Genomic DNA, 20,211 nt, shown 5'->3' on the forward strand with positions numbered 1-20,211 from the left:
GTATTAAATACGTTTTACACAATAAGGTGTCGACACTTTCAAGGTGCTACTATTTCGGCTTTAACACTGAAAAAAATCGTCAAAAATGCTATTATCCGGCTTTAAATTTTATTGTATGAGCCAAATCGTGGACGCTAACACTTATATTCCAGAGCAATTTATTGATGACGTAAAAACTTATCTGCCTGATCACCTTACCTTAGATGATTTTTTAAATGCCTGTCGTCGGCCTTTACGTAAGTCTGTTCGCGTTAATACATTAAAAATGAGTGTTGAAGAATTTAAACGCCACGCAGCTCAAAAAAATTGGCAACTCACTGCCATACCCTGGTGCGATGAAGGTTTTTGGCTAGAGCGCCCAAACGATGAAGAGCAAAATTTAGCGCTAGGTAATACCGACTTACACTTAAGCGGCGCAATGTACGTACAAGAAGCAAGCTCAATGTTGCCGCCAATGGCACTAAAGCACAGCCTGCAAACTAGTAACACAGTACTCGATATGGCCTCTGCGCCGGGTTCTAAAACATCACAACTAGCTGCACTAATGAACAATCAAGGTGTATTGGTTGCAAATGAGCTGTCGTCATCGCGCTTAAAAGTACTTAGTGCCACGCTAAAGCGCATGGGTGTTGGTAATTGTGCGTTATCGCATTTTGATGGCGTGGTATTTGGTAATTATATGTTTGAATGCTTTGATAGTATTTTGCTTGATGCGCCCTGCTCGGGTGAAGGCACAGTTCGTAAAGACAGCGATGCACTAAAAAATTGGTCTATCGAATCAAACATTACCATTGCCCAAGTACAAAAAGAGCTGATTAAAAGTGCATTTTATGCACTTAAACCTGGCGGCACGCTGGTGTATTCAACCTGTACATTAACCCCACTCGAAAACCAGCAAGTGTGTGATGCATTGCTAGAAGAATTTGGCGAATACATCGCGCCAGAGCCTTTAAATGACCTTTTCCCTGGCGCCGAAAAAGCCACTACAGACGAGGGTTACTTACATGTTTGGCCGCAAACCTTCGACAGTGAAGGCTTTTTTATTGCTAAATTTAAAAAACACAGCAGCTGCGAAAACCAAAATCTAAAAGTTAAAAAAGGCGCATTCCCCTTTACTGATTTTGATAGTAAACAGCAAAGTGCGTTTATGAGCTCTCTCAAAAAGCAATTTGGTTTAACGAGTCTACCAGGCACTTTAATGCAACGCGACAAAGAGCTTTGGCTGTTCCCAGATGAATTTGAAGCAATACAAAACAAAATAAAATACGCGCGGTTAGGTATTCAGGTAGGCGTTATTCATAAAAATGGGGTGCGCCTCGCCCATGAATTTGCCACCGTATTTGGTAAGCAATGTAAAAGCAATGTACTGGAACTAAACAATCAGCAGGCCAGTGATTACTTTAATGGCAAAGACATTCGTTTGGATGAAGTTGTTAAGGCAACTGGCGAAGTGATCCTAACCTTATGTGGTTGCCCTATTGGATTAGGAAAGTGGCAAAAAAATAAGGTTAAAAACTCACTACCTAGAGATTTGGTGCAAAACACGCAGTTAATAAACTGGGAGTAAACTCTAACTTAAGTGTGCATAACAATTGTAACCCACTGTAATTATTACAGTATAAAAAATGAGCAAAAATGTGTATTTTTGAAGCTTTTGACTATACTTAAATAACTTTCTTCTTCTCCCTAAGAATCTGAAAGTGTCTTTAGTTAGCGCAGGGCTCACATATGAGCCCCTCTATAACCCAGAGTTCCTTATAGCTCTGGGTCTTTTTTTGTCTTTAAAACAGGTTTTAGGTTTTAGGTTTTAGGTTTTAGGTTTTAGGTTTTAGGTTTTAGCAATGAGACGCTACGCTTTGGGAAGTGGTGAAAAAACAATTAATCACTTAGGTTAGTGGCTTTATTTTCTCATTTATTTCTCATTTATTTCTCATTCCCTTCTCTCAGTTCAATTAGATCTTTAAGAAAATTATACACAAAGAGGGCTAAGAGACGCTGCGCTTTAGAGGAAGTGATAAAAACAGAAAGCTTTCATTAATAAGGGGCTTAATCGTTAATGTTTCCTCATTTACTCCTCATTCGCTTCTCTCAGTTCAATTAGATCTTTAAGAAAATTATACACAAAGAGGGCTAAGAGACGCTGCGCTTTAGAGGAAGTGATAAAAACAGAAAGCTTTCATTAATAAGGGGCTTAATCGTTAATGTTTCCTCATTTACTCCTCATTCGCTTCTCTCAGTGCAATTAGATCATTAAAGAATTTATGCACAGAGAGGGCTAAGAGACGCTGCGCTTTTAGAGGAAGTGATAAAAACAGAAAGCTTTCATTAATAAGGGGCTTAATCGTTAATGTTTACTCATTTACTCCTCATTCGCTTCTCTCAGTGCAATTAGATCATTAAAGAATTTATGCACAGAGAGGGCTAAGAGACGCTGCGCTTTAGAGGAAGTGATAAAAACAGAAAGCTTTCATTAATAAGGGGCTTAATCGTTAATGTTTCCTCATTTACTCCTCATTCGCTTCTCTCAGTGCAATTAGATCATTAAAGAATTTATGCACAGAGAGGGCTAAGAGACGCTGCGCTTTTAAAGGAAGTGACAAAACAATTAATCACTTGGGTTAGTGGCTTTGGTTTCTAATTTAATAAACTATAATCAGGTTATAACGTTAGTTAAGCCTGAAACAAAGCAACTAATTCTTAAAGTTGCTATTGAATGAGGATAATCATGGACATTGACGAATTAACAAAAATAGTTATTGGGTGCGCTATTGAAGTACATAAAACTTTAGGGCCAGGACTATTAGAGTCAAGCTATGAATCTTGTTTAATATATGAGTTATGTCAGGCTGGGTTAAATGTTAAAAATCAAGTTGAACTGCCAATAATTTATAAGGAACAATATATTGCAACAGGCTATAAGTTGGATATTTTATTATCAAATGAATTAATAATTGAACTGAAGGCCGTTGATAAACTCCAACCTATTCACTCAGCGCAGTTGATTACATATATGAAGCTATCAAATATAAATACGGGCTTATTAATTAACTTTAATACACTAAAGTTAGTTGATGGTATCAAGCGCTTTAATTTATGATTTTTAACTCAACTTGATAGTTAATATTCTCTTAAGTGAAGATGCACAGAGAGGGCTAAGAGACGCTGCGCTTTTAGAGGTAGTAACAAAATAATTAGTCACTTAGCTTAGTGGCTTTATTTTCTCATTTACTTCTCATTCTCTTCTCTCAGTTCAATTAGATCTTTAAGAAAATTATACACAAAGAGGGCTAAGAGACGCTGCGCTTTAGAGGAAGTGATAAAAACAGAAAGCTTTCATTAATAAGGGGCTTAATCGTTAATGTTTACTCATTTACTCCTCATTCGCTTCTCTCAGTGCAATTAGATCATTAAAGAATTTATGCACAGAGAGGGCTAAGAGACGCTGCGCTTTAGAGGAAGTGATAAAAACAGAAAGCTTTCATTAATAAGGGGCTTAATCGTTAATGTTTCCTCATTTACTCCTCATTCGCTTCTCTCAGTGCAATTAGATCATTAAAGAATTTATGCACAGAGAGGGCTAAGAGACGCTGCGCTTTTAGAGGTAGTAACAAAATAATTAGTCACTTAGCTTAGTGGCTTTATTTTCTCATTTACTTCTCATTCGCTTCTCTCAGTTCAATAAGATCTTTAAGAAAATTATACACAGAGAGGGCTAAGAGACGCTGTGCTTTTAGAGGTAGTAACAAAATAATTAGTCACTTAGCTTAGTGGCTTTATTTTCTCATTTACTTCTCATTCGCTTCTCTCAGTTCAATTAGATCTTTAAGAAAATTATACACAAAGAGGGTTAAGAGACACTGCGCTTTAGAGGAAGTGACAAAAACAGAAAGCTTTCATTAATAAGGGTCTTAATCGTTAATGTTTTCTCATTTACTCCTCATTCGCTTCTCTCAGTGCAATAAGATTTTCAGGAAATTATGTACAAAGAAAACTAAGAAGTGCTGTGATTACAGAAGTTAAACTTCATGTTTTGGTAGTCGGGTTTCGAGGATAAGCCTAAAACCTACCACCTAATCCCTAGCCCCTTTATTTTTTTTAACCACAGTATTTATTAAACATCCAACTGCCTCTAACCGCCTCAAAATGAGTTCCAAATTGAAGCGATAAACACACAATTGGCAAACGGTTCATTTCTTTAGCCATACTAAAAATTTTATTAAATTTATAACCATATTTAGAGGCTAATTTAAGCTCGTTCACATAAAGGGCTTTGTAGGTGGGTGGAAGTTCATTCCAGTACATTAACGCAATTTGAATAATACCTAAATGAACATCTAACTTATATGGGCCAACTTTTTTGGCTTGCTGAATATAATTATATACTCGCTCTGTTGGCCCCTCTTGATAGCTGACAACTTGCGCCAAGCTTATCCAGGTTAGTGCCCAAGTTTGCCTTAACTCAACCGACTTTAACAACGCTTGCTCAGCTTGTTGATATGTTTGCTGAGTATGTTCAGTTTGCTTAATTGATGTTGTATCAGTACCGGCTAAACCTAGCATTTTTATATGGGCTAAAAAGTGCCAATAATGAGGATGCTCAGGGTCCATATTAGTAGCCAAGATAATCGCATTTTCTGCCGCCTGAAGCGATGAGCCAGACAAAGCGCCACCTGACTCTTGCACAATATTTAGGGCATTAAAGTACCACGCATTTGCGCGCATACTTTGCATACTTGTATAAGCAATAACAAGTACTATCATGGCTAAAATAACAGCAGGCACTGCCTTGAACATGTTTAATTTAGTCATTAAATAAACACTCGGTTAGTTGCAGCGGGTTAGTTACAAAAAGCGTTGTGGCCTGCTCTTCACCTAATAATTGCGCTACTGTTTTTCTAGCTTGGCTTAAAATAGGCGGTCGACGTTTGACTGAATGAGCATCAGAGGCAACATAGCTCACTAAACCATCTTTGAGCATTTGCAAAGAAATTGCTTGAGCGCTTTCGCCCCACTCACCTTCAATACTCGATGCCGTTAGCTGAAAATCACAACCTAACTGTTTTAAGTGCTGAATATAATAAAGGTTTGACTGAATATCGCGGTTACGCTCAGGATGCGGAATAATAACGCGTATATTTTTTTTGGCGAGCCACTGAATAAACTTATCGTAACCTTGAGGCATGTGTGAATGCGGTAGCTCTAATAACAGCACATTTTTGCCTGCTATTTCACCAATAAAAGGCAGTTTATTAGCCATCACCATTGCCATAAGCTCTATGTCTAAACGTACTTCAGCAGCAGCCGCTAATTTTACATTAATCCCTTCATTTTTTGCATTTTGTTGTAAGTTTGCCAAATTATCATTAATAACAGAAATCGAATTATTAAAGCGACCTACATGTATATGCGGCGTTGCCACCATATGAGTAATGCCATCGTTTTCAGCCAATTTTAAAAGCGCTAAAGACTCTGTTAAATCTTTAGCGCCATCATCAATACTCGGCAAAATATGCGTATGAATATCAATCATAAACTAACTTAGTTACGCTTGTGGCTTTTCAGGTTGCTGTGAGTAATCGTAATAATCATAGTAGCCATGGCTATGCTCATCTTTAGATTTACTCATATCGACCTTATTAAGTACTACACCGGCAACGTGGGCTTTTACTTCAAATAAACGCTCAAGGCCCGCTGTAATTGGTTTAATACGGGTAATATCAGATTTAACAACATAAACTACCGAATCTACACTTTGCGCAATTACCAATGCATCGCTCACAGCTTGTGTAGGCGGTGTATCAACAATAATATGGTCGTACTGCGCTTTTAAATCGCTAAGTAACTCAGCAAAGCGTGGATTTGATAACAGCTCAAGCGGGTTAGACGGTATTTGTCCGCTCGGCATAACTGTGACACCCGATTGCGCATCAACATGAACACATTCCGCTAATTGTTCAGTGCCTATCATTAAATTACTTAAACCTGGGTGAAATACCGGTATATCAAATCGTTTAGCTAACGTTGGTTTACGTAAATCTGCATCAATTAATAATACCTTACCCATTTGTGCCAACGACATAGCTAAATTGGCAGAGGTGGTGGTTTTACCCTCTCCTGGTGAAGTAGAGGTAACCGCAATAACTTGATGCGCTCGGTCAAGATGAGTTAACAACAAACTAGTGCGGAAGGTGCGTACCGATTCGGCAAAACGACGATAGGTATCTTCTAAATAAGCATGGATCGGAAAATAGCTCTTTTTAGGAACCGCAACATGCGGTAATAACCCTAACATACGTTGAGCGAGTTTATTTTCTACATCATTTTTATTTTTAACTGTGTCGTTTAAGGCATCAAAAACAAAAGTCATTACTACCGCAAAACCAAAGCTAGCAACAAAGGCTAAAATAACAATTAACTTTTTGTTAGGCTTACTTGGTTCGTTTGGTGCAAAAGCACGGTCTGTAAAACGAGCTGCAGCTGAGCTAAAGTCACTGGTTACTTCGGTTTCTTTAGAGCGTGACAAAAAGGTATTAAAAATATTACGGTTTGTCTCAACTTCACGCTTTAGTTGGTTATATTGGGTTTCTTTGCGAGTAATATCTTGATATTCAGCACGAATTTTAGCTAAATCTCGCTCAAGCGCATTTACAGTTCGCGTTGTTCTATTTAGCTCTTTTTCAATACCGGTAATTAACCCTTTAATTTGCTTATTAAGGTTAGTTTTAACTGTTACAAGTTCAGATTTAGCTGAAATCATTTTAGGATGTTTAGGGCCGTAAACCTCACTAAGCTCACTTACTTTACGCTCAACCAATACAACTTCGCGTTTAACATCTTGTACAACACGGTGTGAGGTAATTTCGGGCATACTACCAAGTAGTTCTATGTTGTCGTTGCCATATTCATTAATAACGCGGTTAATGCTTTCAAGATTATTTTTAGTCGCTCGAGCATCCACTAACTGCTTTGATATTTGCTCAAGCTCTTGAGTAACCAGCCCAGCAATACCTTCTATATCAACCAACTTTTGCGCTTCTCGGTAAGTTTGTAAACGCACTTCAGAGCTATCTAGTTGTATACGCAATTCAGATAAACGTGTATTTAACCAGCTCGATGCTTGCTGGGTAATACCCATTTTAGCGCGCATTTGGCTTTCTATGTATACCTCGCCGACCGTGTTAGCCACCAAGGCAGCTAATTTAGGATCGCTCGACTCAAAACTTACACGTACTAGCTGAGTGTTGCGTATAGGAGACACACTTAAACGAGACTTAAATGCAGCAAGTAACCCCAACATTTCTCGCTCTGCTTGCTCTTCTTCGCTAAGAACAGAGCCTTCGTTTTTATTTAAAAAAGGTAACAGCTGCTTAACCATGCTTTTTAGCTCACCTATAAGCGAAGGTTTAGCAATAAAGTCAGTATGCTGTTTTAAATTAAGTTTAGTAATTACCTCTCGAGCAACACTGTTTGACTTAATTACTTCAAACTGGGTTAAGTAATACTCTTTTTTAGTAGAGTCTAAGCCATATATTTCATCAAAGCTTACAGCCTTGGTTTGCTCCGATTCAATTAATAAAGTGGCTGTGGCTATATACTTAGGCACCAAAGTTAAAGCAACCATTATAGTTAGTAATGTAACTACAATAGCAAAACCTAAAATCTTCCATTTACTTTGCTCAATAACATTAAGATAAGCACCTAAATCAATAACTTCCTCGTTGTTGCTAGGTTTTTCAGAGTGTGTATTCATTTTGTTATTACTGCCTTAAACCGCTTAAAACAAGCGTTGCTCTATTTTTATGGTGTCACCCGCTGCAATTTGGCTATTTAAACTACCTTTTTGTTGCTGCTGTTTGGTCTGCTCTTTAAAAATAAATATTTTATCAACCGAGGCACGCTCTGTTAACCCACCGGCAAGTGCTATCGCTTGGTTTACCGTCATAGCAGGCTGATAAGGGTATCCACCCGGCTTTTTAACCTCTCCATGTATATAAAAAGGTCGGTACTCTACCACCTGCGCATATACATTTGGGTTAACTAAATAATCAGGCTGTAAACCACTAATTATTGTTTGTTCAACTTGCGAAACGCTTAACCCAACAAGCTTAACCTTTCCTAAAAATGGGTAATTTATCTCACCACTATTACCAAGCAGTGAGGTTACGTCTAAATCGGGCTGACCAAACACTTTAATTTCTATTTTGTCGCCTGCGCCTAATAGGTAGTTTTGCGAATCACTCGCAAAACTACCAAAACTGAGTAACAATATTAGGCTAGTTAAAATTTTAACCTTCATTCATTACCCTTTAATGCAAATGTAAAGTTAAGGCCAACAATAACGCGATCAAACTCAATATCAGCTTGCGTTGAATTACGATCAATAAAATCAACATACCCGGTTACCATGCCAAGGTTATTGGCTAAATAACTTAAGCCTAAGCGAAAATTTTTAACTTTGTCTTTACGGTTAAAATTACCTGAGTACTGTTGTTCAACGTAATTAGCGCTTACTACAGAGCTTAGATATTCTCTCCAGTCATGTTGCCAGGTTGCACCGTAGACACTTTCGCGAATGTAATCGCCTGAAAGTAGTGGATCTTTAGCGGCGCGGCTAGTAACTAGTTGCAAGGTTGAATAAGTCAATGGCTTCCAAACTGCAGCCGCTTCCCAACTTAAACCACTAAAGTTATCACGCAAGTTCGACTCAAAATCTTTATTTTGGTAACCCACTTTAAAAGAGCCAGTAGTAACGGCAGTAGCTTCCCACTCCATACCTAATAGTACTTTCACGTCATTTGAATCACGAGAAATACCGTTTGAGTCAATTACATCGTACTGATAGTTTTCTTGCTTTACTTCTAAAAAAGTACGTGTACCGGCTTGGGTATTATAATAACCTGTAATGCCTAACATAGGCTTATCGTAATCACGGTACTGGGATATGGCCGTAAAGTTTTGGTAATTTTTATTATAATAACCTGCGGTTAAAGCAAACATAGCTTTAGAGCTAACAGCGCCATATTCATAGCGAGCTGTTAGGTTTTGTTGTTGATAATTTACAAGCTCATCTAACGCACTGCCCTGCCCTTCAGTTAATCCGCCACCACGAGGCTCATATAACCAATCGGCGTCACCAGTTACATCTAATCGGTGTTGGCTAGTAAATTCTTTGTGTACACCCGCACCTACATTAACTTGAGTAAAATTATCTGTAGTGTCTTTATTATGAAACGACGTGCTTGATGCTATATCAAATTTATAGCTGTCGGGGCCATCTTCAATTAAGGCATTTAAACTGGGCGCTATATTCCATATTAAACGTGTTTGTGTGGCCGACGGCGTCATAAAAAAGTTGTCGTTACTACTTACACCAAGCTGCAGCGTAGGTGTAACTTCAGCGCCATCTTTAGTCATTACACTGCCAGGCTGAAGTTCTACTGCCGATAAGGGTGCAGAAACCCCTAACGCAACAAGTAAAGCGGTAATTGTATTAGTACGCATTTTCACTTTTAAATCCCTTAAAAATTGTCATAAAAATTATTTTCACATCAAACCATAAAGACCAATGTTTAATGTAATGTAAGTCGTATTCAACTCGCTTGGCCATTTTATCCAAAGTATCGGTTTCGCCACGCCAGCCATTAATTTGTGCCCAACCGGTAATACCCGGTTTAGTTTTATGCCTAAACATATAAAACTCTACTTTTTGGCGGTACTCTTCATTATGAGCAACCGCATGGGGGCGAGGGCCAACAATAGACATATCGCCTTTTAAAACATTTATAAACTGTGGTAGTTCATCAAGGCTAGTGCGTCGCAAAAAGCCACCTAACGGGGTAATTCGAGCGTCGTTTTTTGTTGCCTGAGTGACCACATCGCTGTTTTCGGTGACTGTCATCGAGCGAAACTTCCACACTTTTATTTTTTGTCCATCTAAACCGTAGCGGTCTTGCTTAAATATTATAGGCCCTTTAGATGTCAGCTTGATGGCAGCAGCAATCGCTAATAAAACCGGAGTAATTAAGGTAACAATAATAGCTGAAACCACTATATCTTCTGTGCGTTTTATAAACTCATGGGCGCCAATACATGGTGCTTCAAACACGCTTAATGTATCTACATCACCCACATGTTCAATACGGGCGTGTATTAAGTTTGAGAGTAAAAAGTCGGGCACAACGTGCACATCTACCGTGGTATTACCTAGCTGCAATAAAATATCAGCTATGCGTTTTTGCGCTTTCATAGGCAGTGCAATATAAAGTATATCTATTTCACCATTGCGTGCTGCATCTACAGCGCTTTGTATTGTTCCTTCAACACCTTGGTGTTCCAGTTGTTCAAATAAGCGCTCAGGATTTCTATCGTCGTAAAAACCTTTAAAGTTAAATCCTAGCTCATCGTGTTTAACAATTTCAGCATGTAAATAGGCGGCCGATTCGGTTGCGCCAATAATGGCAACATTCCGTTGAGACAACCCTAACTTACGGCGACTACGTTTATATAAGTAAACACCCAAGCGCCAAATATATAAAAACGAAACACTTAGCGTGAACCAAATAGCAACTCCAACTCGAGAAAGCGATTCGCTAAACTTAAATAAAAAGGAAACAACCAATAAAAATGCGAATGCAATAAGCACACTGCCCCATGCACACAACACCATATTTCTAAATTTGCCAGCGCGCCAAGAGCGATAGGTAGAAAAGAGCTCAGCACTGTATAAATAGCTAAGCGCAACTGTAAGCGCAGAAGCAGCATAAATAGGAGTGAGTTTAAAATTGTAAAGTAGGGCTGCGCACTGAAACGCTAAAAACAATGCAAATATATCAAATAATCGGTAAAAATTGGCATCAGAGGAACCTGAAGGTTTAAAAGTCCTTGGAGATGTCATTTTGCTTAATTCCTTGTAGCTAATTCAGCGTGAGTAGCACCTCACAAAATCCAACGCGATCATATAGCATTAGTCAATTTTGTTCAATTGCTGATTCCGACAAAAGTACTAAAATTCATGTTTATACCTTTAAGCTAACTATTGCTTTGCCTATTAAGTATTAAAAGAGAATACTCGCATTTAGCTTAGGCTTAATTAAATAAGCCCTTAAACCAACCCCAAACCCCAAACGAATATCCTTCAAAAATATCAATGCCCAATGCGGATTTTATCAAATATAAAACCAGCAATGTAAGTAAAATAGTAAACGTAGCTGCCAAACTTAAAAATACTCCTTGAGTAAACCTTGCTATTTTTTGCTCTTTTACACTTAGTTCTCGCCTGTTCCGACCCGCCAAAAAAACATAGTAATATCGGTATTTAAAAAGTTTAACTACACCTCTGCAGTCAACAGCATGGTTACCCCATTGCCTTGCGCCAATGGCTATCTTTAAATGGGCTAATTGTTCATCAGTAAAGGTCGTTTGAATGTTTTTAGGCATTCGCTCTAACAAGCTTTTAATAGCAGGATCATTCTGTAGGTTTGACAAAAAAGCCTCAAATAAAGCGTGAATAACAAATTTTCAGTTATTTTTAAACAACTACCCAATAATAAAAAGCCAATTATAAATAATTGGCTTTTTATTTACTAAAAGTACTTTTTATTTAAGTGTACTAGAGCGATAAGTATTGTTATTTAACCAGCTTGGTAATTCCACGGTTGGAACTGTTCCATCTTGATTAATGTTGGTTTGGTGATAAGAGTGTTGGTTCCAAATGCGCGTTGCATTTTTCCACGGCTTACTGCTATCAGCAGCTTCATAAACCGTAACGCCATTGTTTATGTTATAACGACTGTCAAAGTTGTTAGAAACAGTAATTAGCTCGGCGTTATTATCTCCCTCTAGGTCAACCACAATGGGGTACTCCCAAAGTGTTGATGATGAATTAGGAACACTTGATAATAGTTCACCGTTAATACTATTTAAGACTCTAACTTTGTAATGATCCTGAACTATTACCTCATCAATACCATCACCATTAAAGTCATAGGCATTAACTCCAATTTTTCCGCTAAACTCATCATCATTAGCTACTGACCAAACAAGTTCACCATCGGTATTGTACATATCTACTGAAAGATAACCTGAATAAACAATTCCTGTTTCACCACCTTCAAAGAAAGATGAAATAGATTGAACACCTCCACCTATATTATTTAAGTTAGTCAACTCCCACTTAATATTACCGTCAGCTTCAAATAACGTTAGGCTATTCTTAGAAGAACTATAATTTGGAATGGAAACTAGAACCTCAGGCTCATCATCTTCATCAAAATTCCCTACAGAAGAGAACCAAGATCTATAGTTCGTTCCAAATGACCACAATGGCACGCCATTTATATCAAACACCTTTCTATCGGCAACAACTTCCTGATTACCATCATCATTAATATCAACCGCTATAGGGCTAGGAGTCCATAAATAAGAATATAAAAGTTCTCCATCAGTGTTGTACACACCATCACCAGCTAAAATGTCAACTTTTCCATCATTGTTAACATCAGATAAAGCAACGTTACTTTTAATCAAATTAGGTGTTTTCTTTTCAATTGACCTAATTAATTCTCCTTTATGATTCACTATTTTAATTGAGTTTGATAATGAATCGGTAGCTATAATTTCGACAATTCCATCGTTATCAATATCTGCAACTGCACTTGCATAACCTGCATTTACAGAAATTGCACCTGATGAGTATGACCACAGTTCTGTACCATTTTTACCATTTAAAGCTCTGAGGATACCCGATTGAGTATCCGTAACAAAAGAAGATATTAAAACGTCTGCAACATCATTGTTATCAATAACACTATCGCCATTATCATCATTTAACTGCGCAATAATTGGCATAGTTATAACTTGATTCGACTCAGGCATAAACTCGCTTGAATTCCAATGCCATTTTTGCTGCATTGAAAATGGCATAATAGACTCAGCAACTGTCGGTAAATTTCCGTCAAACTCGCCAGCTAACAATGCCATTGAACCATAAAAACTTTGGCCAATAATTGGCATTTTGGCTGTACCGTAAACACCTCTAATATCTGCGTAAGGAGCTAACACAACACCTTGCCAGCGGTTACCTTTAATATTCAGTTTTTCAGCATTAGTGAAATTAAATACTGTTTTGGTTGCATGATTGCGTAAACGCCAAAAGCTTTTACCTTTTACATTTAAATCATCGTCGCCAGTAATATTAAAAATAACTGTTGCATCAGCTGGTATGCCCCACACTTTAAAAGTATGAGCTTTAGCAAATTGGCGCGCATCTAAATTAAATACTTGCGTGTCTGAACGACCGTCGCCTTCTAAGTAAAGTCCACCCCATTTGCTTTGTACTGTTCCTGTAGAATCAAGCTTACCTAACTCAGCACTTAAATCTTTGTAATATTGCTCTTGTTCATCAAAATCAAATGGCATGGCCGATTCGTTTTGATTAGATGTTATTTTAGAGTTTCGTTCCATGCCCCATTGAACACTCCAACTAACATCAGTACCACCACCGGCAATCATGCTACCAACAAATTGGCGCCCTATTTTGTAATCGATACTTGATTCACTGATTAAGTAGTATTCATTTGGGTTAGACGGGCGTAAAAAGCCAACGCTGTAACCTTTTATATCTATTTTACCAGCCGCTATTGCACCATCAGCACGGCCAACATTCGATTTAAAATCGTCAAAAACAAATGCTGAAAAGTTATTGGCTACACCTAAATCTGCAGCTTGTGTTGCCGAGCTGGCTAAAGCAAGCGCGATCACTGCACTTAATTTTTTATTTTTTAGTAGTGAGTTAGTCATTTTTTCCCTCAAAATGAAAAAGTGCATTAAAGGCACCAAATTAAAGTCATTTGTTTAACGAAAGTTAATTCATCGGATTTGTTGTGAACATTATATACACAAACAAAATCAAAAGAAATAAAAACACTACAAAAGTACCAAATTTTAGTTTCTAAAAACGCACAAAAACATAATATCAATAACTTACATAAAATAAAAAATTAAAAAATATCGATACAAATACTAAAGAGCCACTATATGTTAATATATAGTTAATAGAGTTCTTCTTGCTTTTGATGCTTTCATTTTCGCTAATTCAGTATCATATATTCAATTAAAAGGTTTTAGATCTGGTGCCTTTAGGTTTACTTTGAAATGATCGCCTTTGGGCCCTAAATGGAGCACACCTTGAAAAGAAATATATCGTTAAACCTTCTAAAGCTAATAATGGCGTTTATGGTAGTTTACTTGCACGCTGGTTTTTTAAGTGACTATAGTAAGACAGTGGAGTTTTTATTTTTACTCTTCATTAGACAATAACACTTAGACTATTTGGTTAAAAAACTACTACCCTTTATTTAGTATGGATGGCTTTTTATACGCCTATCTGGTTTGTAATACCTTATTTAAAATCAGAACCAATAAGCTAATATCTTTTTAACGTTAATCATAGGTTACGGTCACCTTTGGTATATATCGGGTCTTATCGATGTAACATTACTGTTGATGTTTTAAAAAATATTAATACCCTGAGCATGACTGTATTGATTGTATTAACTTTTCTCATTGGTTTAATAACTCAATAACGTGGTAAGTACCACATATCCAAAGACCCAAAAATTGATGACATTTCAAACACAACTTGGGGTCATCGCATTTTCATTTTTTCTGTACTGGTCGCATAATGAATAAACATACTCTAAACAACCTTTTTCAGGTAAGCGCATTATTATTGGTATTATATTTTTGATTATAGAGTCCTTTATTAATCTTCATGCCCTTGTTAAAGATGGAGCTTTTGATAACTACCTGACTCTGATATTTATTTTCAAAAATATACGGAAAGTAAAAGACAACCTTATATTCATCAGGTATATAGCTTATACACTCATTTGTGTTGTCTTTATTAAAGTACATTATAGGCCTTAAAGGTACTACGATGACACAAGCAGCGCTAGTTAGATCTGCGTTCATTTCTTATACATAATAATGTTGAATAGGATAACAAAGATTATCTATATTAAACTTAAAAAATCGTATTATATTTGATTACTGTCTATGCTAGATTATTTAGGTGAATGATTTTAACCGACATGTCAATGGTTCAAATATGAAACATTATTCAACACAAAAGTTTTTTTTGAGTGTTTTACTTTTTGTCGCCTCATTTTAACTTAATCCACCAAGTTACAAAGTTAACGCCGCGATTAAACCGCACTTAAATTAAACAAATTTCAATACTGGAAGTTCAACTGACACTTGTTTTTATGCAAAACACTTAATCTATCTGTAATGTCAGGTTTAAACTGTGACTGACTTTATGTTAAACACCTTAACTTAGTTTTTATTTTTAGCTGATTTTATTGCAATGATGGATTTAGTGATAGCCAAATATTTTTCACATTCAATTCTAGAATCTTCAAAAAGAGACTGTAGCTCATGAGATGTCAATAAGTGCCAATCCGGTGTTGTTTTTTTTATCCAAAATGAATTTGTAAACTTTAGTAGGCGGATCAATATACATCTAGGTAGGTGAGAAGCTAAGGGTAACCAACTATGGCTTTCAATTAGAAAATTTTTGTTTGGTGTTTGCACAAAATATTGTTTACCGATACGCTTTATTTCATTAGAAAAGATTAGCTGGTTTTTGCTAGCTTTGCGTTTAAATTCTTTACCAGAGACAATACTCCATACAAATTTTTTATCTACTGTTACATGCTCTAAAACTGAGGAACAATAAACAATATCAAAATATTCATCTGGAAACGGTAACTTTCCTTCTGCGTTGATAACTATTGGATTGAAGCCATATACTTTGTGAGCTTTTAAAACTTGGTCTTTTGCAATATCAGCTACATAAACATTGCTTGCAGAATAACTACAGCCTTCTAAAACTTTAGCAATATTATCTCCTGACTCTGAACCCAGGTCCAGAATCTTTGTATCTACGTTAATATCAAAATTTTTATTAAACAGCTCAGCCCTTCGAGCCCTGGCCCTATCTGAAAGAGTATATATGTAACGCTTTAAACTATTCACATTCATCCTTAAATTACGTATTGCTAGCGTGTTAAAAATTTACTTTTTAGTAATAACCAGGCAAACTTAGAGTTTGTAACTAAATATCGTTTCCACATTCTTCCGGGCTCTTGTAATACCCTGTAAAGCCATTCGAGGCCTGCTTCTTGCATCCACCGTGGTGCGCGCTTTACTTTGCCTGCTACAACATCGAACGTGCCGCCAACACCCATTACAAAGTCAACACCAAGCTTGTCTTGCCATTTATTAATAAAATTTTCTTTTTTAGGCGAAGTAATCGCAACAAACAACAATTTTGCACCCGACTCACGAATTTTATTAACCACAGCTTCTTCATCATCCCAAAAATAGCCATCGTTATAACCTGCTATGTTTAAATTTGGGTTTATTGCTTTAACTTTACTTACTGTTTTGCTAACCACTTCTTCGGTGGCACCTAGCAAAAACACAGGAAAGTCTCGTTTAGCACTCATAGCTAATAATTCATGAAATAAGTCAACTCCCGCTACACGCTCTGGCACATCGTGCCCTAAAAAACGCGCACCAAACACGACACCCATACCATCAATATTAATTACCTCACACGCTTTAACCGACTCAGCTAAAACAGGATCTTTTTGCATATTAACTATTTTGGCTACATTAACCACAACATGCTGTAAAAATTGCTTTTGCTCAATTCTGTTTTCAATAAAAGACACCGTCTCTTGCATGGTGGCAATATCCATGGGTGCTTTTAAAAATTCAATACGTTTCATTGTTGAGTCCGTTTTTAAAGTTGTTTAATAACTGCATTTTTAGCGCTGTTCAATTTTTGTCGATTAAAATAAGCAAACGAATAATATATCCATGCTTGTGTCCAACGCACATAGTCAACCTTATTGGTAAAATACTTATTTTTTTGATAAATAAAACGCTGCTTTTTAGGCATATATAAGGTTTGAATAGCACGATTAATTATTTTTTCTGCCATCGCAAAGTCATCAGGCGTTTTACCTACTTTTAATAATGTAAAAACAGCTTGCGATACGCTGTGCATATCGAGTGGATAGCGATTATTATTGTAATATTTTGCGGTACCATCTTGCTCAAACAAATGCGTTTTATAATAAGTAAGACCTTTTGCAATTGACGATTCAAACTCATCAGTTTGTAATTCATCACTCAGTAAGCGCAATGCCTCTAGGTTATAACCGGTATGAAAGCCATCTATAAACTGATGATGATGGCGAGCACCATATACCCATGAGCCATCGACTCCCTGTTCACTTACCGACTGCCTTGCAGCATTTAAAGCAAGCTGTTTGTAATGTTGGTTATTAGTTAGTACAGCCACTTTTGCAACCCATGCAGCGCCCCAAAGACTGGCATTATGTACAAATGCAGTCTCACCCGGTATGTAACCAAAAAACTGCCTACCATCACATTCTTTATATAAGGTTTTTACAATAAAATGCGCACTATCAATTGCAGGTTCTGAGTATTTTTCGTCTTTGGTGATTTCACTTAACGCATATAAAGCTTGAGCTACATAAATAGTAGTAATTACGTTTGGCTTACCTTTAGGTACAAAAAAAGCACGAGCATTCCAATCAAAGTGATAACCCCAACAACTATTCTGCCAAATAGATTTATCACTTTGCTGGGTCAATAACCAATCGGCCAAGTTTATTGCCTCTTGCAAGTAATCGTTTTGACCTGTAGATTTATAATCTTCAAGCAAGCCTAAAATGAATAAACCAATCCCTTTAGGATTGCGCATTTTAGGTATACCAAACAATGGCCTTAAATTAATGGCTAAACGTTTATGAAGTTGTATCCACATCAGACCAAACAGGCCGCTTTTTAAACTCGGTGCTAACTTAAATAGCGAACTGTTTAGGCCATCAAACGGGTCTTGACCCGCATAATTATTTTTTTGCGCGTCTTTTAACAGTGCTGGGTTAATTTGCTTTATGTTCATAATAATAAAGTAATTACCCGCTATTGTTGCTCAAGAATCGATAAATCGACGTTTAGTGTCGTGCCTAAAGCTAATGACTCAACCGCCAAAATAGTTGCTAGACTATTACTCATTAAACAGTCATAACTAACACATGGCACACCTGATGTTAAACCCGCTAACCAAGCGTTTAACATCGCTTTTTGGCCTTTATCTTGTGCCATTTGCTTTTTGATTTCTTGCTTTGAATCGCCCGAATATAAAACTGCTTCTTTAAAGTCGTTGATCACTGCACTACGGCCACCACCAAAAACTTCAACATATTCTTTTTGCATGGCTTTCGAGCCATCTGCAGTATAAACAATGGTCGCAATACTACCATTTTCAAATGTTAAGCTAATCACCACGTTATCATTCAGTACCGCAGATTTATTAGCCTTTGCAGTACCAATTGCCGTTACTGTTTTAGGGTTGCTGCCAACAAGTGCAGAGGCTAAATCAACAAAATGGCAACCTTCACCAATCACGCGGCCACCACCAGTTTTAACATCTTGAATCCAATGATCAGTAGGAATACTTCCAGAGTTAACACGAATATTGGCCACTAAAGGCGTTTTTACACCACTAAAATGCGCAATTACGTCTTGGGTAGATGGCGCGAAGCGGCGGTTAAAACCAACCATCACTTGGCTAGTGTTACTTTTTATATTATTAGCTAACTTTGCAAGTTGAATTTGCGTAAGCTCTTCAACGGTAAGCGCAATTGGTTTTTCAACATACACATGTTTATTAGCATTAATGGCAGCAACAACCGATGATGCATGCGTATCATGACGTGTTGTCACCATAATTGCATCTGTATCTTGAGTTAAAATCTCATTAAATTCAGCAGTACAAAATGCAAAACTAAATTGTTTCGCCACACCTTGCGCCGTGCGGCCACTAGCTGTTACTAAACCTATAAACTCAACATTATTTTTATCAGCCAACGGCGGTAATAAACTCGCAGTAGCGTAATTCCCTGCACCAAAAAATGAAATTCCCAGTTTGTTTTTACTAATTGCCTTGGTGTTAGTAGTAATACGAGACGCTTTATTTGATATATCAGTACCGGCAGCGTACTGCATTACTATGCCCAAATAAGGTTCAGTTTTGGCGCCTTCAATTAACTGATACGCATCTGCCGCTTGATCAACCATAAAACGATGCGTAATTAATGACTTAACATCAATCTTACCTTGACCTACTAACTCTAAAAAGGTTTGCATATTACGCTGCTCTGTAAAACGGACATAACCAAGTGGGTAATCATTACCATTTTCTTCATAAAACGGATCATAACGGCCTGGGCCATACGAGCGCGAAATCACTACACTAATCTCTTTTTTGAAGTAATCTTCACGAGGAATATCCATACGCACAGCACCTACTACAACAACGCGACCTTTTTCGCGTGTTACAGCACCACATAGTTCAATTGGCTGATTACTTGATGTGCCCGCACATACTAATACACCATCTACACCATGACCTGCGGTTAATTCTTTACAAAGCGACTCGACATTAGAGTCGGGGCCCGCACCTACAGCACCAAAATCTTCAGCTTGCTTTACTAAATTAGCATCTAAATCGGTAGCAATTACATTACAACCATTAGCACGTAACAATTGCACTGCAATTTGGCCAAGTAATCCTAAACCTAATACTAAAAAGGTTTCGCCTAATTTTGGTTCAGCTAAACGTACTCCTTGCATCGCAATAGAGCCAACTGTGGTAAAGGCTGCTTCTTCATCGGTGACCGAATCAGGTATTTTAACAACAAGGTTTTTAGGTATAGTTACAAATTCAGCATGATTGGCATAATCTGCGCCACCACATGCTACACGATCACCCGGTTGAATGCCTTCAACTAGTCCACCGGCAGCTACAACTTCGCCTGCGCAGCTATAACCCAAAGGAGATGGTGATTCTAAACGCGACTTTACCGTTTGCAGGGTTTTCTTTAATCCTTCAGTCTGTATTTTTTGTAGTACTTGTTTAACTAAATCAGGCCGCGCTTTAGCTTTTTGTAATAAATTCTTTTTCCCCATGTCAATTTTAGTTTTTTCAGTACCGGCACTAATAACTGAAACAGCATTTTTTACAAGTACAAATGAGTCCGTTAACGTTGGTACTGGGACCTCATTAACTTGAACGATCCCGGTTCTTAGAGTTTGAGTAACTTGTTTCATTCA

Annotated in this window: 14 protein-coding genes; 2 read left to right on the plus strand and 12 right to left on the minus strand. The window is 37.3% G+C overall.

Going from position 1 to position 20,211, the window contains the following annotated elements; translation table 11 throughout:
• Positions 1-127: 127 nt before the first annotated feature.
• Positions 128-1,567 (plus strand): 16S rRNA (cytosine(1407)-C(5))-methyltransferase RsmF, encoded by a 1,440-nt coding sequence (gene rsmF / locus ACZ5WS_RS12970; RefSeq protein WP_464711510.1) that lies wholly within the window; start codon positions 128-130, stop codon positions 1,565-1,567.
• Positions 1,568-2,725: 1,158 nt separating this feature from the next.
• The gene (locus ACZ5WS_RS12975; RefSeq protein ID WP_464708939.1) at positions 2,726-3,097 is read left to right on the plus strand and encodes a GxxExxY protein; all 372 of its coding nucleotides are present in this window, start codon (positions 2,726-2,728) and stop codon (positions 3,095-3,097) included.
• A gap of 998 nt (positions 3,098-4,095) precedes the next feature.
• On the opposite strand, the gene ACZ5WS_RS12980 is transcribed toward ACZ5WS_RS12975, so the two are convergent.
• The 12 genes from ACZ5WS_RS12980 to ACZ5WS_RS13035 all read right to left on the minus strand — a co-directional run bounded on the left by ACZ5WS_RS12980 (position 4,096) and on the right by ACZ5WS_RS13035 (position 20,208).
• A complete protein-coding gene (locus ACZ5WS_RS12980; protein ID WP_464708941.1) occupies positions 4,096-4,809 on the minus strand; it encodes a VpsP family polysaccharide biosynthesis protein in 714 nt (237 codons plus the stop codon).
• Positions 4,802-5,530 (minus strand): tyrosine-protein phosphatase, encoded by a 729-nt coding sequence (locus ACZ5WS_RS12985; RefSeq protein WP_464708944.1) that lies wholly within the window; start codon positions 5,528-5,530, stop codon positions 4,802-4,804. Before ACZ5WS_RS12985 ends, ACZ5WS_RS12980 begins: the two co-directional genes overlap by 8 nt.
• 12 nt (positions 5,531-5,542) lie before the next feature.
• Complete coding sequence (locus ACZ5WS_RS12990) at positions 5,543-7,750, minus strand: GumC family protein (RefSeq protein WP_464708946.1); 2,208 nt, start codon at positions 7,748-7,750, stop codon at positions 5,543-5,545.
• A 24-nt stretch (positions 7,751-7,774) separates the two neighbouring features.
• The gene (locus ACZ5WS_RS12995; RefSeq protein ID WP_464708947.1) at positions 7,775-8,296 is read right to left on the minus strand and encodes a polysaccharide biosynthesis/export family protein; all 522 of its coding nucleotides are present in this window, start codon (positions 8,294-8,296) and stop codon (positions 7,775-7,777) included.
• Positions 8,293-9,507 (minus strand): outer membrane beta-barrel protein, encoded by a 1,215-nt coding sequence (locus ACZ5WS_RS13000; protein ID WP_464708949.1) that lies wholly within the window; start codon positions 9,505-9,507, stop codon positions 8,293-8,295. Before ACZ5WS_RS13000 ends, ACZ5WS_RS12995 begins: the two co-directional genes overlap by 4 nt.
• Positions 9,491-10,894 carry an undecaprenyl-phosphate glucose phosphotransferase gene (locus ACZ5WS_RS13005; protein WP_464708951.1) on the minus strand — a complete coding sequence of 468 codons (1,404 nt, stop codon included), beginning with the start codon at positions 10,892-10,894 and terminating at the stop codon, positions 9,491-9,493. The genes ACZ5WS_RS13000 and ACZ5WS_RS13005 overlap by 17 nt, the downstream gene beginning before the upstream one ends.
• A 191-nt stretch (positions 10,895-11,085) precedes the next feature.
• Complete coding sequence (locus ACZ5WS_RS13010) at positions 11,086-11,484, minus strand: 3-phosphoshikimate 1-carboxyvinyltransferase (RefSeq protein WP_464708953.1); 399 nt, start codon at positions 11,482-11,484, stop codon at positions 11,086-11,088.
• A 111-nt stretch (positions 11,485-11,595) separates the two neighbouring features.
• Positions 11,596-13,797: a choice-of-anchor A family protein gene (locus ACZ5WS_RS13015; protein WP_464708954.1), complete on the minus strand. Its 2,202-nt coding sequence runs from the start codon at positions 13,795-13,797 to the stop codon at positions 11,596-11,598.
• A gap of 1,536 nt (positions 13,798-15,333) precedes the next feature.
• Positions 15,334-16,035 carry a methyltransferase domain-containing protein gene (locus tag ACZ5WS_RS13020; protein ID WP_464708956.1) on the minus strand — a complete coding sequence of 234 codons (702 nt, stop codon included), beginning with the start codon at positions 16,033-16,035 and terminating at the stop codon, positions 15,334-15,336.
• A 23-nt stretch (positions 16,036-16,058) separates the two neighbouring features.
• The gene (locus ACZ5WS_RS13025; RefSeq protein WP_464708958.1) at positions 16,059-16,793 is read right to left on the minus strand and encodes a WecB/TagA/CpsF family glycosyltransferase; all 735 of its coding nucleotides are present in this window, start codon (positions 16,791-16,793) and stop codon (positions 16,059-16,061) included.
• A gap of 14 nt (positions 16,794-16,807) precedes the next feature.
• The gene (locus ACZ5WS_RS13030; protein ID WP_464708961.1) at positions 16,808-17,998 is read right to left on the minus strand and encodes a glycoside hydrolase family protein; all 1,191 of its coding nucleotides are present in this window, start codon (positions 17,996-17,998) and stop codon (positions 16,808-16,810) included.
• A 20-nt stretch (positions 17,999-18,018) separates the two neighbouring features.
• Entirely contained in the window at positions 18,019-20,208 is a 2,190-nt protein-coding gene (locus ACZ5WS_RS13035; RefSeq protein ID WP_464708963.1) for a bi-domain-containing oxidoreductase, read from the minus strand.
• Between the last annotated feature and the right edge of the window lie 3 nt (positions 20,209-20,211).

This window comes from Pseudoalteromonas sp. 11L1 (assembly GCF_055397545.1).

What these genes read in the sequence shown, in the direction of transcription:
- ACZ5WS_RS12975 (WP_464708939.1), top strand. Translation starts at nt 2,726, where the DNA reads ATGGACATTGACGAATTAACAAAAATAGTTATTGGGTGCGCTATTGAA.
- ACZ5WS_RS12980 (WP_464708941.1), bottom strand. Translation starts at nt 4,809, where the DNA reads ATGACTAAATTAAACATGTTCAAGGCAGTGCCTGCTGTTATTTTAGCC.
- ACZ5WS_RS12985 (WP_464708944.1), bottom strand. Translation starts at nt 5,530, where the DNA reads ATGATTGATATTCATACGCATATTTTGCCGAGTATTGATGATGGCGCT.
- ACZ5WS_RS12990 (WP_464708946.1), bottom strand. Translation starts at nt 7,750, where the DNA reads ATGAATACACACTCTGAAAAACCTAGCAACAACGAGGAAGTTATTGAT.
- ACZ5WS_RS12995 (WP_464708947.1), bottom strand. Translation starts at nt 8,296, where the DNA reads ATGAAGGTTAAAATTTTAACTAGCCTAATATTGTTACTCAGTTTTGGT.
- ACZ5WS_RS13005 (WP_464708951.1), bottom strand. Translation starts at nt 10,894, where the DNA reads ATGACATCTCCAAGGACTTTTAAACCTTCAGGTTCCTCTGATGCCAAT.
- ACZ5WS_RS13015 (WP_464708954.1), bottom strand. Translation starts at nt 13,797, where the DNA reads ATGACTAACTCACTACTAAAAAATAAAAAATTAAGTGCAGTGATCGCG.
- ACZ5WS_RS13025 (WP_464708958.1), bottom strand. Translation starts at nt 16,793, where the DNA reads ATGAAACGTATTGAATTTTTAAAAGCACCCATGGATATTGCCACCATG.
- ACZ5WS_RS13030 (WP_464708961.1), bottom strand. Translation starts at nt 17,998, where the DNA reads ATGAACATAAAGCAAATTAACCCAGCACTGTTAAAAGACGCGCAAAAA.
- ACZ5WS_RS13035 (WP_464708963.1), bottom strand. Translation starts at nt 20,208, where the DNA reads ATGAAACAAGTTACTCAAACTCTAAGAACCGGGATCGTTCAAGTTAAT.